We start from the raw sequence: 17,659 nt of genomic DNA on the forward strand, positions 1-17,659 counted from the left end.
AGAAAGAGGTCCTTATTAAGTGTTTAAGTGTGATTGATGTTTTTTTGCATCCGTTTGAAACTAAGCAAGTTTACTCTGTTTTCTAACGGAAGTGGTTGAATATCTGATGAATCCATAAAAATAGACGTTCTCCCTTCCGTATTTGTCAAAAAGGCCGTGACTAGACATCCATAAGGCGGTAAGCTCCGTATTTTACCCTGAAGACTAACCAATAAAATACCTAATTACGCCGGATGACTTATTTAAAAAAACGGCTTGTTCTTTTTATTTTCCTAGGTTTCCTGTACCAGTCTTATGGTCAAGAGAAGCAGCAGTACAGTGGCCCACTGCAAGTGGGAAGCTATGAGGGGAAAGCAAACTACTCTTATGTAGTACAGGAACAAGACACCCTTTACAATGGTACGTTTCAGCTCCAAAGTAGCAATCTTGGAGCTTTAGTTGAAAAAGAAGATACTTCTTTTCTTATTGATGGAAATTTTGACAAGGGCACGCCCAATGGTCCTTGGCATTTTCAGTTTGGGGAGTTTCAAACAGAGAGTGAAAGCAAACTGGTAGGGTACGAGTACCGGGTATTGATAAGTGGCCGTCAAGAAGAATCTAAAGGGAAGCTTGTAAATGGGAAACCTAACGATAAATGGACGTATGAGGTAAACCAAATAAAATCTTCGGAGGTTGAAAAGACTCTTTTTAAAAGTGTAATCAATTTTCAAAACGGAATACCCCAGCAAAGCTTTCAGATTGAAAATGATAGTACCGTACTTATAGGTCGGTTTTTACGTAACGGACTGGCACATGACGAGTGGACCTCCTACGCTGCCAATGCCATAGATGATACGGAAAACTGGATTTTTGAAGAAGGCGTGTTAAAAGAAATTGTAACCGTAACGGATGGTTTAACAAATCGGATTCCAGTTTTTGGAACGGACAAGACGCATAAGATCGTAGCCTTAAATCCTGGTTATTTAGAGCTGTTGAAAGCTACAATTTCTTCAAATGGATCAGTAGACTTTTCTGGTGGGGTTTCCGAACTTTTGTCCAAGAACAATGGTTATTACAAAAAGCTGAATGATATCCTGAATGAAATGGGGCCAGCCAGTGTTACTCCCAATTTTAAGGTAAAAGTTCCGTTTTATGCGTTGGACTCTTTGCAGATGAAGACCATAAATCAAATAGCAAGAGACTACAAAGCTGCTCAAGCAATAAGTGATACCCTTTTAAATAACAGTCACTTGAATATTGTACGTCGCTCCGATGCCGATGCACAATACAGGTATGAAGTGGTCAAAAAAATAAATGCCGATTTTCTGCAACCGCTCAGCACTTTTGTACAGTACAAGGAGGAAGATATTCTGGAATATATGGAGCTTCCTAAATTGATGCAGCAATTGTGGCCCTCCGGAAAACCCAATACGAAAATTGAAGTTGTAATGGATACGGCCCAAAACCTAAGAACTTTTGTGCTTGCCAATACAGGTGAATTCAATTTTAACGGGAACTCCACTAAAACGGTCTCGGCAATTGCCGAATATGCGAAACTCAGCCTGCAAGAGCTTATGGAGTCCTTATCCGATAGATTAACCAATGAAGCGCGCCTACAAGCACTGAACGGACTAGAAAAGGATTTGATTGCGGCTAATGACAGTTTGGTTCAAAAAATAGATTCATTGCAACCGGAACTTACTCTGGATTATAAAGCTCCTTTGAAAAATTTGAAGAATCTAGCAGATGGATTGCTTGGGGATTATGCTTTGTTGAAAAACCCTGAGAAGAAATTGGCTTTTGGAAACAAGTTAAAGGTATGCCTGGCCGAATTACACGAACTGACAGGTGTTTTGGGAGAGCTTCCCCATACATCCCTAGAAATAGAAGAGCTCTACCAGGATGCCATTTGGAATCCGTTTATGGCCACGGTTATGCAAGAAGGTGTAAAGAAACGTATTACCTCTGCCTATAACGAAATATTGATACCCCATTTTTTAGAAGAAGCTACAGCAGCAAATTGTGAAAAGGTAAAACCACTTACGGAGCAAATAACCCATACCAATAAGCGTATGGTAAAGCTTAGGGAGGGAGATACCAAAAAATTAGAACGCAAGTTGCGTAAGGAGAAGAATCCGCAGGAAGTTATGAAACTGCTCCATGAGCAATCAATCGCCAAAGAAAAATAGAAATGGAAAGTAGAAAATTCAATTTTATTTGGCTCGTACTTATTCTATTGGTCGTAACCAATAGTGTAGTCGCTCAGGAAGAGGAAAAAGTAGAATTACCTGCGTATTCAAAATATAAGGACCCAACCACCAAAGTTTGGGTGAATACGTATGGTAAAATCCGAATAGGGAAACGTTTGTTTTGGGATGCACAGACCCATTTTCGTTTTCAAGAAACCGAGGATACACCGTTTATTGGCCAAATTGGTCAGATTTATAACCGTCATGCCATTGGGTATATCTATTCTAAAAAAGTGAATTTTAGTTTGGGTGGGGTAGTGCGTATTAATTTTAATACGGATGAGGATTCTGAAGATAGAAACGTAGTTCCCGAGTGGCGTATTTGGCACCAATACCAATTTGCCATGCCGTTATATTCGGCAATGATCTATCACCGTATCAGAATTGAGCATCGCTGGACACAGGGTTTCGAAGAAAATAGCGAATACATCTTTAGAAACCGATGGCGTTATATGTTTCGGGCCAAAGTACCGTTGAACAGTCACAAACTTAAACCCAAAACGTTTTACGTTTCCCCGGAAGCGGAATTGATTATGCAAAGTGGAAAAGAAGTTGTGGGCAGCCCCATGGAAGACCTGCGATTAACCACCACCTTTGGGTACATTGCCACACCAAGGTTAACATTTGCAGCGGGATTAATGTACTCGCAAGGGCAGGATTTTACCAATGCTGGATATTACAAGCAGGCTTGGACCTTACGTTTTCACATGTACTATTCGCCTGATTTTAGAAGGGTTAAAAACAAATTACCAGAAATCCATTTGGACGATTGATGCGTATCTAAAACGTAAAATGAAGAAAACCATGAAAAAGAATATCATTCTCTATTTGATTCTGGCGGTAACTATTGGTAGTTCCGTGTTCTATTTTACCAAGTCTAGTTCTCTAAGTAAGCAACTGGATGAAATGCAGGAACAACAAGGCCAGATTTCCGAGGAACTTGGCGAGTATGAAAAATTGGCGTTGATAGATTCCATGCTTCTGGCGGGTAACTACGATACGGCAATAGAATCTTATACCGCTTCTTTAAAAGTGAAGGAAGAAAATAAAATGGGAATCCCGTTACGCATTGCATTGGCACAGAAATTGGCGCAAGCGAAGTCCGGAGCTCAACCAAAAGAAGATTCTTTAAAAGCGGAATTGGACAGTCTGCCGAAACCAGCGATAGCTTCGGCAAATGAGGTTCGTAAATACGATTCCCTAAATTTTACGTTGGAAAAAACAAAGGTACAATTGGCCCGTCTAAAGCGCCAAATGAAGGATAGGTCTTTTGGGGAATATCTAAAATTTAAAAGTGCCAAGGGCAATTTTATGCACTACGTAGGAAAAGTAAAAAACGGAAAAGCCAATGGCTACGGTATTGCTCTTTTAGATAGTGGAAGCAGGTATGAAGGGCAGTGGGTAAATAATAACCGTGAGGGCGAAGGTACTTTTTACTGGCCTGACGGCGAATACTATATTGGTACATACAAGCATGACAAACGTAGTGGTTTTGGAACGTACTATTGGCCCAATGGTGAAAAATATGCTGGTCAATGGAAAGAGGACAAGCGCAGCGGAACAGGCAAATTCTTTGACTCCCATGGCGATTTAGTCGCCGGTGGCGAATGGAGTGATGATAAGTTGGTTGAAATAAACGATAGATAATCCGTACATAACACATTCACTTAAAATATATAAAACCCCGTGGGCCATTAGCTCACGGGGTTTGTTTTTGTCTCTCCTTTTTGATCGTTAGATTCCTAAAAGACAAATACGGCCGGGCAAAGACCCGGTTTAAGCCGTAACGTATTTTAGTTCTTAGTGTTCCAAATCGTAGGCTAAGACCTTAAACTGGTAAGGAGTAATGGACAGCTCAAATTCATTTTCCACTTCCATTTCATCTAAGTGATATTGAACTATTTTATTAGAAGATGGTACTGAAATATATAGAAAATCCTCAAAATAATCGATAGCACTTGTTACCGAACCATGACCTGAAGATTCCGTATCCATGGCCACACTTAAGGTTCCGCTATACGAAGTTTCCTTGGTTTCCACATCAATTATCACAAACTCACCATTTTTGGCCACTACAACCACTTCCTCTCCATCTTTGGATGCCATGCATTTAAATAAATCGGAAGTTTCAAATATCGGGGTAATTTCTTCACTATCTATATCTATAAAATAAGCGCCCTTACTTCCCGTATAACCTACAAAAATGTCTGATTCATCCGTAGCTAATAAACTTCCGAACCATACGTCTTCCTCAAAATCAGCCGGATAATCAATAAGCTTTTGTTCGCCATCGTCCTTCACTACCAAGATACCCGTGTTAGAGCCAAAAATGGCCGTATCATCATTACCGGCACTTCCATGAATTCCCGATGTACTCAAACTCTGCCCTTCTTCGGAAATTACCTCCCCTTGTTGATTGATGATATGAACTTTTTCCGGTAACCCGGCTCCAGCTCCAAGATTTGTGACGGCAATATTGCCATTTTTAAAAATTACCATGGCGCCATGATGTGCTGTAGTTCCGGTTGCAATAGTTTCTACGGCTGTGGAGCTATCTATTGTATTTTCATTGAAGATACTTAGGCTAGCATCGCCGTCATTGTATACCGCTACCAGACCTTGTTCAGATTTGAAATGGGTAGGCTTTTGGCTTTCAAAACTCACCGCGGCCAAGCCTGTTTCGCCCAAATCATGACTGTGGTCTCCATGATCGATTTCGCCGCCTAAATTAAACGTCTCCGTAAAATTGTGGTCCCTATGCGTAATGACCCCATACCTTCCAGATTCGGTGGCATAGACACTTCCTTTGGCATGTGATGCCTCAAAGGTTTTAACCTCTTCACTAAAAGGGTTTATATAGTTCAAAGTGGTTGAATTTACATCGGAAATCAATAAGGAAACGTTCTCAAACTCCTCGTCATCGTGGTCATGGCCGGCATCAGGTTCATTATCAATGCCATTATCATCATTGGAACATGAGGCCAAAAGCAGAAAGGCAATTGCCGTAGGTAAAAGACTAATTTTTTTCATTTGTATTCTTAGGTTATTTATTGGGCGTAAAAATAAAAAAAGTTTATTTAAATGCAACTGGGTTGCATTTAAATATTGAAACAATACGTCTAGAAGCGGTAAAATTGTTCCACAGGACTGATTGTTATATATTTTAAGGGAAAAGTAATTTTTTGAAGGTGTTTTCTACTGTAACCCCTTTATGGAAGGAAACGATGCAGCGGTGAACAAATTAGGTATAGTACTAGATAATTGAGCAAAGCAGACCGTAGCCCTTTATAAGACAATTAATGTTATAAATAATTAGGAGCTATTAGCTAAATAAATGGAGTAATGAACACACTGAGATAAAGTTTTTTTTTTGGAACCTTCCCTAAATTACGGTTTCAGAACTATCAATTGTAAAAAACGGGTAAGACCGTAATCTGTTTTAATTTTATTTTTTAAACATATATGGTGAGTTCTAACACTTTGTTTTAAGGTTATTTGATCACATGTCTTAATATCTTTCTAAATATAGAGAACTTCTTTCAAAGTTTTATCCTAATAGAATTATGATGCTCATAAGCATAAAAACAGATGGGTTAGGAGTAAAGCAGTCTTAATAAAATTGTCAACGATTCTGTCAACATAGAAATAAAAATCCCCGTGAACATAGTGTTCACGGGGATTTAATTTTTAGCATTCGAAATTGCTGAAATTTATATGGTTAGTAAATTTATTTTGAAGTGTAAATAAGATTTTCTTCAACTAAAATTGGAATGGTAATTTTTGACTTAAAGGTTATAAAACAGAAGACACCTCCTTATACGGAATAAAATGATATAATTACAACTTATACTTAAAACTAGGTCAACTATACAAATTATAATTATTATCAAAAACTTTTCATTTTACTTTGAACCCGAACTAGTTATAATATTTCTAATTTTTATACCCGTAATTGTTTTGATTATGAGAAAATTGTTTTGTAGTACAAAAATTGTTTTGGTGACTTTTTTTACCATAAGTCTTCTTGCTTGTACAGGAGAAGATGGTGAGGATGGGGCTATTGGGCCCATAGGGCCAGCAGGTGCCAATGGTACTGACGGTATTAATGGTGCGGATGGAGTAGATGGGAATGCCAATGTGCAAACATATTTATTTGACATATCGAATGAGACAGGTCCAAATTTTGCTGTAGATGTACCACAATTGACACAAGATGTTATCGATAATGATTTGGTAGTAGGTTATTTAAAAACTTTGGAGGGTACTTATATCCCTATTCCCGCACCAAGATACCTTGATTCAGGTTTTGGTAGTAATTTTATGGATGTTGGAGTGGAAATCGCTTTAGGTCGATTTTGGGTGTATTTGTACCAACCAGGAAGTAATGCAGGTGCCACGGTTACTGCTGGTAATATGACAAAACTTAAAGTTCTTATTGTTGAATCAAACAGTACTACTGGGAAGTCTGGGGATTCTGATTTGAGAAAACAATTGAAAGAGGATGGATTAGATTTAAATGATTATGATGCGGTAATGGATTATTTTTCATTAGAGCATTAAATATTGATTTATTATTTTGGAAGCCAATGAATTTTTAAGCCTAAATATTAGTTTTGGTTTCAGACGGAGATTTAGTAGCCGGTGGCGAATGGAGCGATGACAAGCTGGTAGAAATAAATGATAGGTAGGAAAAGACTGTTGTTTTGAAAAATATATGAAACCCCGTAAGCAATTTGCTTACGGGGTTTTTGTTTTTATCACGAGGTATTTAGTTTTTTATGCTTCCCTTCTCAAAACCTCCAAAGGCGAACTGCGCAATACCGTTTGAATATTGCTGAGGCCAATAATTAGGACAAGCAATGTAATTCCCGGCAAGAACACCATAAACGGAACCAAAGAGGGTACAAAAGGTTCCTTGAAGACAAATACGGCCAAACAGAGGCTGCTTAGTAAGGCAAGTACAATTCCTACAAGACTTCCTAATAAGCCTAAGAAAACATATTCTAAAGCGGATATTCTTAAAATCTGTTTGTTCTTGGCACCCAAAGTACGAAGGAGTACACTTTCTTTAATTCGCTGGTATTTGCTAGTTCTTACGGAGCCGATTAGTACAATAATACCCGTAAAGATGCTAAAGAAGGCCATAAAGTTAATGACCCACGACACCTGGTCCAGTATGTCCTCTATTAAAGTAGAAACCTGTCGTAAATCGATAATGGTTACGTTCGGGAATTTTTCCACCAAATCCCGTTGCAATAAAGCCGAACCTTTTTCGTCCGGAACATTGCTTGTAAACACATTGAATTGTGGTGCCTGTTCCAAAACCCCTTTAGGAAACAACACGGAAAAATTAAGCTGCATCTGGGCCCAATCCACTTCTCGGATACTGCCAACGGTGGTTTCCATTAGTACCCCTTGCACGTTAAAAACCACAGGGTCGCCAACACTCAATTTGGCGTCTCTGGCCAGATTATCCGAAATAGAAATAGAGATGGTTTCACCCTCTTTTATTTCTGGAGTCCAAGTGCCTTCTAGCAGATTCTCAGAAGGTGTGAGCGAATCGCGGTACGTGGTTCTGAATTCATGATTCAATATCCAACGGCGAATTTGCTTTGTGGTATCTTTTCGCAGCTCATTTACCGAAACACCATTAATTTTTTGCATCCGCATGGTCACCAGCGGAATATTGTTGAGTACCGGAAAGCCTTTGTCACTTATCGTTTTAGCAATTGAGTCACGCTGTTCTGGTTGAATATCCAAAATAATCATATTGGCCGCTTCAGAAGTGTCCCCAAGTTCTGCTTTTGCCAACAAAATATCTTTGGTAAAATATAAGGTGCTGATCAAGAACGTTCCCAAACCTATAGCCACCACCAATACCACCGTTTGGTTATTAGGCCTGAACAGGTTGAGCAAACTTTGCCGTGCCGTAAAGCTCCAGTTCTTCGGAAAAAAACGTTTGACCATTTTTCTAAATAGTGAAGCTACAAGTCCTAAAACAGTAAACGTTACAAGGGTTCCGGCAACAAATGCCAAAGCAAATTTAGCATCTCTTATCAACCAATAAGAAAATAAAAATAAGAATACCAGAATAGCCCCAAATACCATTAACCGTATGGATTGCGGTTCTTGCGATGAATTTTCATCTACACGCAGTACATCTAATGGCGATACGTACCAAGTTCTCAATAAAGGCAAAAGCGCAAACAGAACGGACATAAATAGCCCGAGCAACACACCAATAATTAGTGGTTGTGCGGTAATGGTAATTTCAAGGTCAAAAGGTAAAAATTCCTTAAGCAGGTAAGGAAATAGCTCTTGAACACCAATACCTATCAAGGAGCCAATAAGACCTCCAACGATACCTATTCCGCCTATCTGAATTAAGAAAATCAGAAAACTTTGAAGTCTTGAAGCCCCCATGCATTTTAAAACGGCGATGGCCTTTAATTTCTCTTTGATATAGATGTGAACGGAACTGGCAATACCAATACACCCTAAAAGCAAGGCGATAAAGGCTGCTAGGTTCAAGAATTTGCCCACGTTGTCATAACGCCGGCCTAAACGGTTGGTAGTACTGGTATGCGTGTCCAGGTCCGCATTTTCTAGCTCCAGTTCAGGTTCCAGTTGGTCTTGAAGTCGCTTTAAGTTGACCGTATCTTGTACCTTGTAGTAATATTGATATTCCTTTCGGCTTCCAAATTGCAACAGATTTGTCGCTTCAATATAGCGATAGGGAATGATTACCGGTGGTGCCACAGAACTTGAAATGGCCGTGCTTCCGGGAATAGCTTTTAATGCCCCTGCAATAGGAATGGTCAGTTCGCCAATTTTTATGGAATCCCCGGGGTGTACATCAAACTGAAGCATTAATGTAGCATCTACTAATGCGCCGCCCGACTTTTGGTAAGTTTCTTCAGCTGTTATCGGTTCGGTATCAATGTCTCCGTAAAAGGGAAAATTACCGTCTAAGCCCTGTACCTTTACCAATTTGGTGCCACCATTTTTCGGAAAAACCACCATGGATACAAAGTTGACCTCATAAGCACCGGGCCGTAACGAATCTATAATGGCCTGAGCCCGTTCCGTAGGAATTTGTTTTGAGTCTATTTTAAAATCGGCACCCATCAGCGCTTTTGATTGGCGCTGTATATTATCCTTTAAATTGGTGCTGAACAATTGTATGGAAACGACCGCTGCAATGCCCAGAATAATCGAAGCCATAAATAGTAGCAGGCGCACTTTGCTGGCTTTGGCATCTCGCCAAGCCATTTTAAAAAGCCAGGGTGTCCGTAAACTTTCGTTAGATTTAGAATTCATCAAATTGAAGCAGTAGGTTGATTGGTTACTATTTTTCCGCCTTTAAGCCGCAATATTTGTTGCGTACGATTGGCTAATTCTAAATCGTGGGTAATGATGACCAAAGTGGTTCCATTTTCCTTGTTCAGGTCCAACAACAACTGAATGACCTTCTCACCGGTTTCCGTATCTAGATTTCCTGTAGGCTCATCAGCAAATAAGATGGAAGGCGAATTGGCAAAAGCTCTTGCCAATGCTACCCGTTGCTGCTCACCCCCGGATAATTGAAAAGGGTAATGGTGTAAGCGGTCTTTTAAGCCCACTTTTTCCAATAAGTTCTTGCTTTTTTCTGTTGCGTCCTTGGCGCCTTGAAGTTCTAGTGGAACGCTCACATTTTCCAGAGCGGTCAATGTGGGTAACAACTGAAAATTCTGAAATATAAAACCGACTTCCTTATTACGTAACTGGGCGCGTTCGTCTTCATTTAAGGTATTTAAATCCTGTCCGCATAACTCTACTGAACCTGCATTTGGCGCATCTAAACCCGCACATAAACCCAGTAAGGTTGTTTTGCCACTTCCCGAGGGTCCTACGATTGAAAAAGTCTGTCCTTTCTCAACATCAAAAGTAATGTCGTGCAAAACTGTTAATTGCTTGTTACCGCTGGTGTAGGTTCTCTCCAAACCGGTAATCTTTAATATCTTTGACATGATCTTAATTTAAATACCATTTATGTTCAAGCCGCATAATAAAGATTTCCGTTCTAAATTGCCAATGTCATTGGAGCGGAAACTCATAAAGTTTAGTTATTTTTTTATAGCCCTGTTTCTACTTTCTTGTGGTGATGCAAAAAAGGAAAAGACGGCTGAGGTAGGGAATACTTCGGAAGCAGTAGAAGAAACCATAACGGCAGATACCGAAACAAAGCGCATTCTGTTTTTCGGTGATAGTATAACAGCGGGTTATGGGCTTGATGATAGCAATGATGCCTATCCTGGAGTGGTGCAGCAAAAGATTGATTCCTTAAACTTGGATTATACCGTAATCAATTCAGGGGTGAGTGGAGAAACTACCGCTGGAGGCAGAAGCCGAATTGATTGGGTCATAAAGCAGGATATAGATATTTTTGTTTTGGAACTGGGAGCCAATGACGGCCTACGCGGAGTAGACTTATCCGAAACACGAGCCAACCTACAAGGCATAATAGATGTAGTGCGAGAGAAAAGTCCCGATACCAAAATCATTTTGGCCGGTATGCAGTTGCCCCCAAATATGGGAGAAAAATACACCACGGAATTCAGGCAGCTTTTTATAGATATAGCTGATAAAAATGATATAGGTTTTATTCCTTTTATTTTGAAAGATGTAGGTGGTGTTGCTGCGTTAAATCAGCCCGATGGAATCCATCCTACCATTGAAGGTCATAAAATTGTGGCCAATACGGTATGGGAGACTTTGCAGCCTTTGCTTAAAAGTTAGATGTTGCACCTGCGATAAAATTAAAAAACCACCTAAAAAGGTGGTTTTTTAATTTTGTGGAGCCGGAGGGAGTCGAACCCTCGTCCAAACAAGCAATAATACTGCTTTCTACATGTTTAGTTTCCGCTTGGTTTTCGATGCATACCTGACCGGAAACGGCCTAATATACACTTAGCTTCTTAAAGTTTTGGTGCCGCTATCAAAGCACTAGCGGCCTTATGTTGACTTTTCTGGTGCCTCTAAATGAACCGCCGCCAACAAGGGCTGTTCAGAGACATCTCGCTTTCCGACCTTGTCGGAACGAGGCAAATCTTACTATAATTCAGATTATGCGGCAAGAGCGTAATTGTTTTCGCCAATTAAAAGTGTGAAGTATGATATTAATGAGCTGTACCCCAGCGCTCAACATGCTTACAATACCATTGGTCTCGCTGTCAAAACCAGTCGGCCCCGTAATGAGCAGGTAAGTTTTTCGTTTACCTTATCCCATTTTATTTTCAAAGAACTGCCTCACATTATTATAGAAAGGCATAATCGTAATCTGTGCGTTCGAGCGGGCTATCCGCTTTTACTCCTCGGCCCAATTTGCGAAAAAAGCAAATTCGTCCTGTGGGGTAACCGCTACTATCCCTAACGCCAAAATCCTTTAGTACCCTAAAAAGTACTGCGGTCGGCAAAGATACCCCAAAAAGTATTCCAAAAAAAGTTTTGATTGGCTGCATTCAAAAGGTACTTTTGAATAGTAAGAATTTGTATCAGTTAAAAAGCCCAGTACCATGAAGTTCGGAATCATAAGGGAACGTAAAAATCCACCTGATAGGCGGGTAGTATTGTCGCCAGAAGCCTGCCAAAAAGTCTTGGCCAATCAACCCAAGGCAGAAATAATTGTGGAGCCTTCCCCAATCAGGGTTTTTTCGGATGAATCATATTCCGCAAAAGGCCTGACCGTTGCATCCAAAATGGAGGAATGCGATGTGCTTTTAGGCGTAAAGGAAGTGCCCATTACAAGTTTGATTCCCAATAAAAAATACTTTTTCTTTTCCCATACTATAAAAGAACAGCCATATAATCGTGACTTGTTACGTGCCGTATTGGAAAAGAATATAGAACTATATGATCACGAGGTAATAACCAATAATAAAGAACAGCGTTTAGTAGCTTTCGGGCGCTATGCGGGTATTGTTGGGGCATATAACGGACTGCGCACCTACGGTTTAAAATACGAGTTGTATGATTTGCCAAAGGCAGAGAACCTGGCCAATCAGCAAGAGTTGATTGCCGAGCTCCAAAAAATAGAGCTTCCCAATATAAAGATTATACTTACCGGGAGAGGAAGGGTTGGCAACGGAGCGCGGGAAATGCTGGATGCCATGAATATCAAAAAAGTAAATGTAACCCAATACCTGGAGAAAGATTTTAACGAGCCCGTATATTGCCAAATAGATGCCTCCGATTATAATAAGAGAAAAGACGGCGTAAGAGGTAATAAGGCCGACTTTTTTGCCAACCCAGAAGAGTACAGAAGCAATTTTTTCCGTTTCACCCAAGTGTCGGACTTTTTTATCGCGGGCCATTTTTATGGGCAGGGAGCCCCATATCTTTTTACTCGGGAAGATGCTAAAAAAGAAGATTTTAAAATAAAGGTGGTGGCAGATGTAAGTTGCGATATAGATGGTCCTGTGGCAACCACCATACGTCCTTCTACAATTGCGGACCCTATTTATGGGTATGACCCTAAAACAGAATCTGAAACCAATTTTAAAAATGATACGGCCATAGCGGTTATGGCGGTAGATAATTTACCTTGCGAAATTCCTCAAGATGCTAGTGAAGGGTTTGGGCAGGCATTTGTTAAAAATGTTATACCTGCTTTTTTTAATGGAGATAAGGATGGAGTGTTAGAACGAGCAAGAATGACCAAAAATGGTAAGCTTACACCACGTTACCAGTATTTATCGGACTATGTGGAGTCATAATGTAAGGTAAATAAATAGTTTTTTTATTGTTAAGGTATTGTTAATAATTGTTATATTGTGATGCTCTTAAAACAAGAACCTATGACATTCAATTGGATTGCTGGTCGTGAAATAGATGAGAAATTACATCGTCTATGTATAGAACTTGAATACGAGTTTCGACCAAAAATCATTAAGTTTTTGATTGCACATTTTGATATGGAATGCTGTTCGGATTTTTCATGTTTTCATTTTAATGTAGATCTTGTCTCTAAGAAAGTAACCTTGTCAGATGATACTCCGCTTCTGTATCTACAGCAGATTAAACCGGATTTTAATAAGAAAATGGAGATGGCATTGGCCAGCCACTAGTTTACGGATATTTTCCAATCAATAATGGGCTGTTGCCTAGGTGCGGTAAAACAGCCAAGCGCTTTTAATTTTAGTAGTATTTCAGTTTTGGTTTCCAACGTCTTGACCAGTAATTGTTTTGTGTCTCCAGCCGGTATTTCAAATACGGGAGAACTGTCATAGAAAGTATATTCCATTTCATTTTCAAACAACAGATCGCTGCTGGTTATGTTTTTTAACTGTATTTCCAGTATTTGGGATTTTGGTCTGTATTTGGCCTTTACCACCTCTAAACTATTTTGCAATAGAGGTTTTAAGAATTCGGCCTTGCCTACCATTAAATCATTGTAAACGGCCACGGTCCTGCCTGTAAAAAGGGCTTCTTGCAAGCTTTGCATATTTTTCTCCTTGGCGAACACCAAGGTAATGGGGCGGTGATTTCCTTTTTCGGTATAATCCCAGTCAATAAGTCCGTGAATATCACTTGTACCCATTATCGTCAAATTATTTTCTAACGCCAAGGTTAGTGCCTCTTCAGAATAGTCAACAGAATTTATGACCTCAATGCCGTGCAACTCTCCTTTTTTAATGCGTTTTTTCTGAAAATCTGTTAGAATGGGAGTGCCTTTAGGGCTTTGAGCGTACCAGGCCGGGTGATTCCAGAAGACAAAGGCGTTCTGTTTTTTGGCTTCCGAGAACGCTTTTTCGGCTTTATCAACATTCAATAAATTAGCATCTTGAATAAAAATCGCGTTATTATGGCCCACAGGCGCCGAACGTGTAATTTCCGAACCGTGAACAATTAGAAGATTGTGTTCTTTGGCTTCGGCCAGGGCAAGGTCATAGGAACGGTTGCGGTTAGGATGTGGAATATCCGCTTCATGAGGCTGGTACTCTAGATGCTCAGTAAGGGAGATGGCATCAAGATTTTCCCGTAATGCTTCTTGCACACGAATGGTGGGCCAAACATTCCCGTCCGAAAAAACGGTGTGCTGGTGTAAATCCGTTTTTAAGGTTTTGTACCCGTCAATATCAGGGTAGGTCATAGGTTGCGCTCCACTATGGGAGTGTGTTTGTGAAAAGGTGTGCTGTAGCGTAAGGAATACGACTAAAAAGGCTAAATTTTTCATGAGGTTGGTTTATGTTGCTAAAATATACAACAACAATTTCAACCTTTATTAAACCGTATTAAGTAAAGTTAAATTTTTGAACTATCTAAAGACGTTGTACCGTGTCCTCGTAAGAACGGTTTAAGTGCCCAAAAAGACACCCAAATAAAACTTCCGAAACCAAAAATCCACAACCATGCGTCAACTAAGAACAAGGAGTCAAAAAGACTTTGAGCTAAAGTCAAAGGTTTCGTTACAATATCCCACGAATTAAAACGTAAGAAACGACCAAGAAAAACACCATAACCGCTCAATAAACTTACAAATAGCAAAATAGCATTGGCCAAGACAGGATGGTTTCGTTTTCTAAGGTAGCTAAAGACATCCATCATAGAGAGGACACCTAAAATTAATCCGTTCAGAGAAAAAACGAAGAATAACAAAAGATCCAGCCAAAAAGTGGGTCTTGAGCCATCTAAATGAACAAAATCTGTAATAATATAAGGACTGTTGGGTAAAAAGAGTATCCACAACATTAGGATTACAATACGTAATGTCCGCGATTTTCCAACTTGAACATTGAATAAAAATTGCTTGGAAAGAAAGAGCGGGATAAGCGCCAAAAACAGATTCCAGAGTAAAAAAGTAAAATCTATGGATTGTGTTAAATATACCCGTAACGCTAGAAGTATGGTGCCCAATGCAGTGAGCAACAGTAATCTCTTATGAAATAAATTGTTTTTTAAAGCGCTGATAATCATGAAAAAACTGAAGATTTAGTCTATAAAGTAGAACGGGAGGTGGTTATATTTGTTGTTGTTGAACTTAACTTTTGCCAATGAACCCAGCAGAACATTATATTCTTGATAAGCCTGAGCCTTTTAGAAGTATCTTATTGCATTTGCAATCGGTTATAGAACGAGCGGTTCCCGATGTTGATTTAAAGTTCAAATATAGAATTCCATTTTATTATATCAATGGGAAACCTTTTTGTTATTTAAACCAGAGCAAAAATTATGTTGATCTAGGTTTTTGGAAAGCGGCCCACCTGACCGTACACCAAGAGCATATGGTTACCCAAGGGCGCAAAGTTATGAAATCTTTGCGCTATACTTCCTTGGAAGATATAAACGATAGAGTCCTTAAAGACTTGCTGAAAGAGGCATATGCTGTGCGGGATGCGAAGTTTTATAAGTAAACCAAGAAAACATCAGATATTATATTTTTTTTAATACTATAAGCGAATTGTTCTGTATATCCGTTACATGCTTAAAGACGGCCTTTAGATTTTCATAATCATCTGCGCCTATATGTGGGGAGTTGATAGAAAGCTCAAATAGAATAGTTATATGATTACTGTTACTTTGTGTTTGAAAATTCATTCTGACCAAGTTTTCTCCCATTTGTACGGTTTTGGAATTTGGAAGTTCATGAACTAGGTAACCTTCAGGAATGGTAATGGCCATTAGATAATTGAATTTACGGGCGTAACCAAAATCTACAGGGTAAGCCCTTTTCTCAAGCAAAAATGGGTTTTTTGGGAAAAAGCGTACTAAAAAGGGATTGAAATAGACCATTTCTCCATTCAAGGCATTGGGCATTTCAAAACCTAGGCGTTCCGATGTTTTTTTATCACTTTGTTTTTCCTCTTTCTGCTCATAGGAGGTAATTCTAAAATCTCCTTCAAAGCTTTCTTCTATGCTGTCTAAATACTCATCATTGGTTTGAGTGTCAATATTCTTGCGAGTGCTAATGGCATTGTATCCTGTATTGGATATGTCTAATAGACCCATTGCTTTTTTTTCTTCCGTATCAAAATCTAATTGAATACGTATTTTATGTTGGTTGTCACTTTCGGCCTCTATGGTGTGCCAGTAACTATCATTCTTAAAATCCATTACCCTGCCATAATAATTCAAGGCTCTATAAGGTAACATTCCAAATTCTAAGTACTTATCGGTAGCGTCTAGCAAGTATGTTTTACCATCAATATCCAATTTGGCAATGCAGTAGTTGAAATCGCTCATTACCGGATGGGATTTTTTGGGCAGACCGCTTTTACGGGTAGACATCAACATTAGGTTAGTTTTAATATTGGCCGCATTTAAAAGGTTTATTAAAGACATGTTTATTTCGGAAACACTCCCACGACCCTCATCAAAAGCTTCTTTGACCCGGGCTTTTCCGTAAATTCCATATTCTTCGTTCCAGCTAAAATGGTTCTGGACAAATGCATAAATGTTTTTAGCACGTTGTAGTTTATCCGGTTCGCTCAATAGGGTTTCCGGTACATGGTTTTCAAAGAATCCTTTTTTGGTAAGTTGTCTTCCTATGTTCTTATCGGTGCGGAACTCTTGGTCAACGTCTTTCCAGCTTTTGGTATAACGGTCAACTACGCCATCTATTCTTCTATGTTCGGAAAGTTCAAAATCAATACGTGAAATATAATTGGAAGGTGCAAGCATAAATTCTTCCGCTACTTCAAATGCCGGAATATCCTTCATTGCATAGGTCAATACTTCGCAATCGGCACTTTGAGAATACCCTTCAATGTGAAAACAATTCTTTTTAATATCCGATTCGTTTATGTCTAATTCCAAATTTCCTATCATAGCCCTATTATAGAAGTAGTTTCCTGGAATTTTAGCTTTAAACTCACTAAATATTTTAGGAATATCGGATTGAAACTTCCATCCTTTAAAATTATAAATAAACGGAGATATCAATTTGTATTTGTACTCAAGAATACTTCCTTTCTTTAGATTGGGAAAAGTAAAGGTCTTTTCCGTAGCAAATTCATGCCGGTCTTTTGTAAATATATCTTTGGAAAGTACTTGGGTTTGGTTGGCTCCGTTATGTGTAATAGCTTTTATTTCCTCTAATTTTTCCGAAGACTTTTTATTTTTCCTTAAAGGAATTGAAATAGTGGCTTGGTCATAGCCTTTTTCATTAAAAACTTTAATTTTTACATGGTACTCCTTTACAATTTGAATTCTATCATTAATAACCTCAAAGTAATTGTTGCCACTTTCGTAAAGCACAACCGCATTAGCTGTGGAATCATTGGGGTAGACCGTCATTTTAAATTCGTCCGGTTTTATTGATCCGAATGTCTCATCGTGTTGAGCTCGTAAAATACTGGTCAAAGCGAAAAAAAGAACATAAAAAGTGTATCGAATACGCATATTGATGGTTTAATCAATTCGATAACCCTTTTAAGAAGTAATTATTGTGAAGT

14 protein-coding genes and 1 other RNA gene are annotated in these 17,659 nt (G+C 39.1%); 8 read left to right on the forward strand and 7 right to left on the reverse strand.

Annotated elements, in window-relative coordinates:
* Window positions 1-233: 233 nt before the first annotated feature.
* Genes SJY45_RS17590 through SJY45_RS17600 form a run of 3 tightly spaced genes read left to right on the forward strand, consistent with a single transcriptional unit; the run spans window position 234 to window position 3,875 of the window.
* Complete coding sequence (locus SJY45_RS17590) at window positions 234-2,168, forward strand: hypothetical protein (protein ID WP_400072433.1); 1,935 nt, start codon at window positions 234-236, stop codon at window positions 2,166-2,168.
* Between the two features lie 2 nt (window positions 2,169-2,170).
* Window positions 2,171-3,001 carry a DUF2490 domain-containing protein gene (locus SJY45_RS17595; protein ID WP_215438286.1) on the forward strand — a complete coding sequence of 277 codons (831 nt, stop codon included), beginning with the start codon at window positions 2,171-2,173 and terminating at the stop codon, window positions 2,999-3,001.
* Between the two features lie 31 nt (window positions 3,002-3,032).
* Complete coding sequence (locus tag SJY45_RS17600; protein WP_400072435.1) at window positions 3,033-3,875, forward strand: MORN repeat-containing protein; 843 nt, start codon at window positions 3,033-3,035, stop codon at window positions 3,873-3,875.
* Between the two features lie 153 nt (window positions 3,876-4,028).
* Here the strand turns inward: SJY45_RS17600 and SJY45_RS17605 are convergent, their stop codons facing one another.
* Window positions 4,029-5,258 (reverse strand): hypothetical protein, encoded by a 1,230-nt coding sequence (locus SJY45_RS17605; RefSeq protein ID WP_400072437.1) that lies wholly within the window; start codon window positions 5,256-5,258, stop codon window positions 4,029-4,031.
* Window positions 5,259-6,191: 933 nt separating this feature from the next.
* On the opposite strand from SJY45_RS17605, the gene SJY45_RS17610 reads away from it, so the two are divergent.
* Entirely contained in the window at window positions 6,192-6,788 is a 597-nt protein-coding gene (locus SJY45_RS17610) for a hypothetical protein (RefSeq protein ID WP_400072439.1), read from the forward strand.
* Window positions 6,789-7,004: 216 nt separating this feature from the next.
* Here SJY45_RS17610 and SJY45_RS17615 read toward each other — a convergent pair whose 3' ends face one another.
* Window positions 7,005-9,500, reverse strand: a complete 2,496-nt coding sequence (locus tag SJY45_RS17615; RefSeq protein WP_400074371.1) for an ABC transporter permease — start codon at window positions 9,498-9,500, stop codon at window positions 7,005-7,007.
* 47 nt (window positions 9,501-9,547) lie between these two features.
* Entirely contained in the window at window positions 9,548-10,237 is a 690-nt protein-coding gene (locus SJY45_RS17620; protein WP_400072441.1) for an ABC transporter ATP-binding protein, read from the reverse strand.
* 22 nt (window positions 10,238-10,259) lie between these two features.
* Between SJY45_RS17620 and SJY45_RS17625 the strand changes: the two genes are divergently transcribed.
* Complete coding sequence (locus SJY45_RS17625; protein ID WP_400072443.1) at window positions 10,260-11,006, forward strand: arylesterase; 747 nt, start codon at window positions 10,260-10,262, stop codon at window positions 11,004-11,006.
* Between the two features lie 54 nt (window positions 11,007-11,060).
* Here SJY45_RS17625 and ssrA read toward each other — a convergent pair.
* Window positions 11,061-11,458, reverse strand: a transfer-messenger RNA (tmRNA) gene (gene ssrA / locus SJY45_RS17630).
* Between the two features lie 324 nt (window positions 11,459-11,782).
* On the opposite strand from ssrA, the gene SJY45_RS17635 reads away from it, so the two are divergent.
* Window positions 11,783-12,982 (forward strand): NAD(P)-dependent oxidoreductase, encoded by a 1,200-nt coding sequence (locus SJY45_RS17635; protein ID WP_400072445.1) that lies wholly within the window; start codon window positions 11,783-11,785, stop codon window positions 12,980-12,982.
* 81 nt (window positions 12,983-13,063) lie between these two features.
* Entirely contained in the window at window positions 13,064-13,333 is a 270-nt protein-coding gene (locus SJY45_RS17640) for a hypothetical protein (protein WP_215912793.1), read from the forward strand.
* Here the strand turns inward: SJY45_RS17640 and SJY45_RS17645 are convergent.
* A complete protein-coding gene (locus tag SJY45_RS17645) occupies window positions 13,330-14,442 on the reverse strand; it encodes an Sb-PDE family phosphodiesterase (protein ID WP_400072447.1) in 1,113 nt (370 codons plus the stop codon). The two genes, SJY45_RS17640 and SJY45_RS17645, sit on opposite strands and share 4 nt — an antisense overlap.
* Window positions 14,443-14,510: 68 nt before the next feature.
* Window positions 14,511-15,182 carry a DUF1361 domain-containing protein gene (locus tag SJY45_RS17650; RefSeq protein ID WP_289061776.1) on the reverse strand — a complete coding sequence of 224 codons (672 nt, stop codon included), beginning with the start codon at window positions 15,180-15,182 and terminating at the stop codon, window positions 14,511-14,513.
* Between the two features lie 77 nt (window positions 15,183-15,259).
* On the opposite strand from SJY45_RS17650, the gene SJY45_RS17655 reads away from it, so the two are divergent.
* Complete coding sequence (locus SJY45_RS17655) at window positions 15,260-15,619, forward strand: DUF1801 domain-containing protein (protein ID WP_289061777.1); 360 nt, start codon at window positions 15,260-15,262, stop codon at window positions 15,617-15,619.
* Window positions 15,620-15,638: 19 nt separating this feature from the next.
* Here the strand turns inward: SJY45_RS17655 and SJY45_RS17660 are convergent, their stop codons facing one another.
* Complete coding sequence (locus SJY45_RS17660; protein WP_400072450.1) at window positions 15,639-17,606, reverse strand: hypothetical protein; 1,968 nt, start codon at window positions 17,604-17,606, stop codon at window positions 15,639-15,641.
* Window positions 17,607-17,659: the final 53 nt, after the last annotated feature.

This window comes from Zobellia russellii (assembly GCF_044597075.1).
Classification (GTDB): Bacteria; Bacteroidota; Bacteroidia; order Flavobacteriales; family Flavobacteriaceae; genus Zobellia; species Zobellia russellii.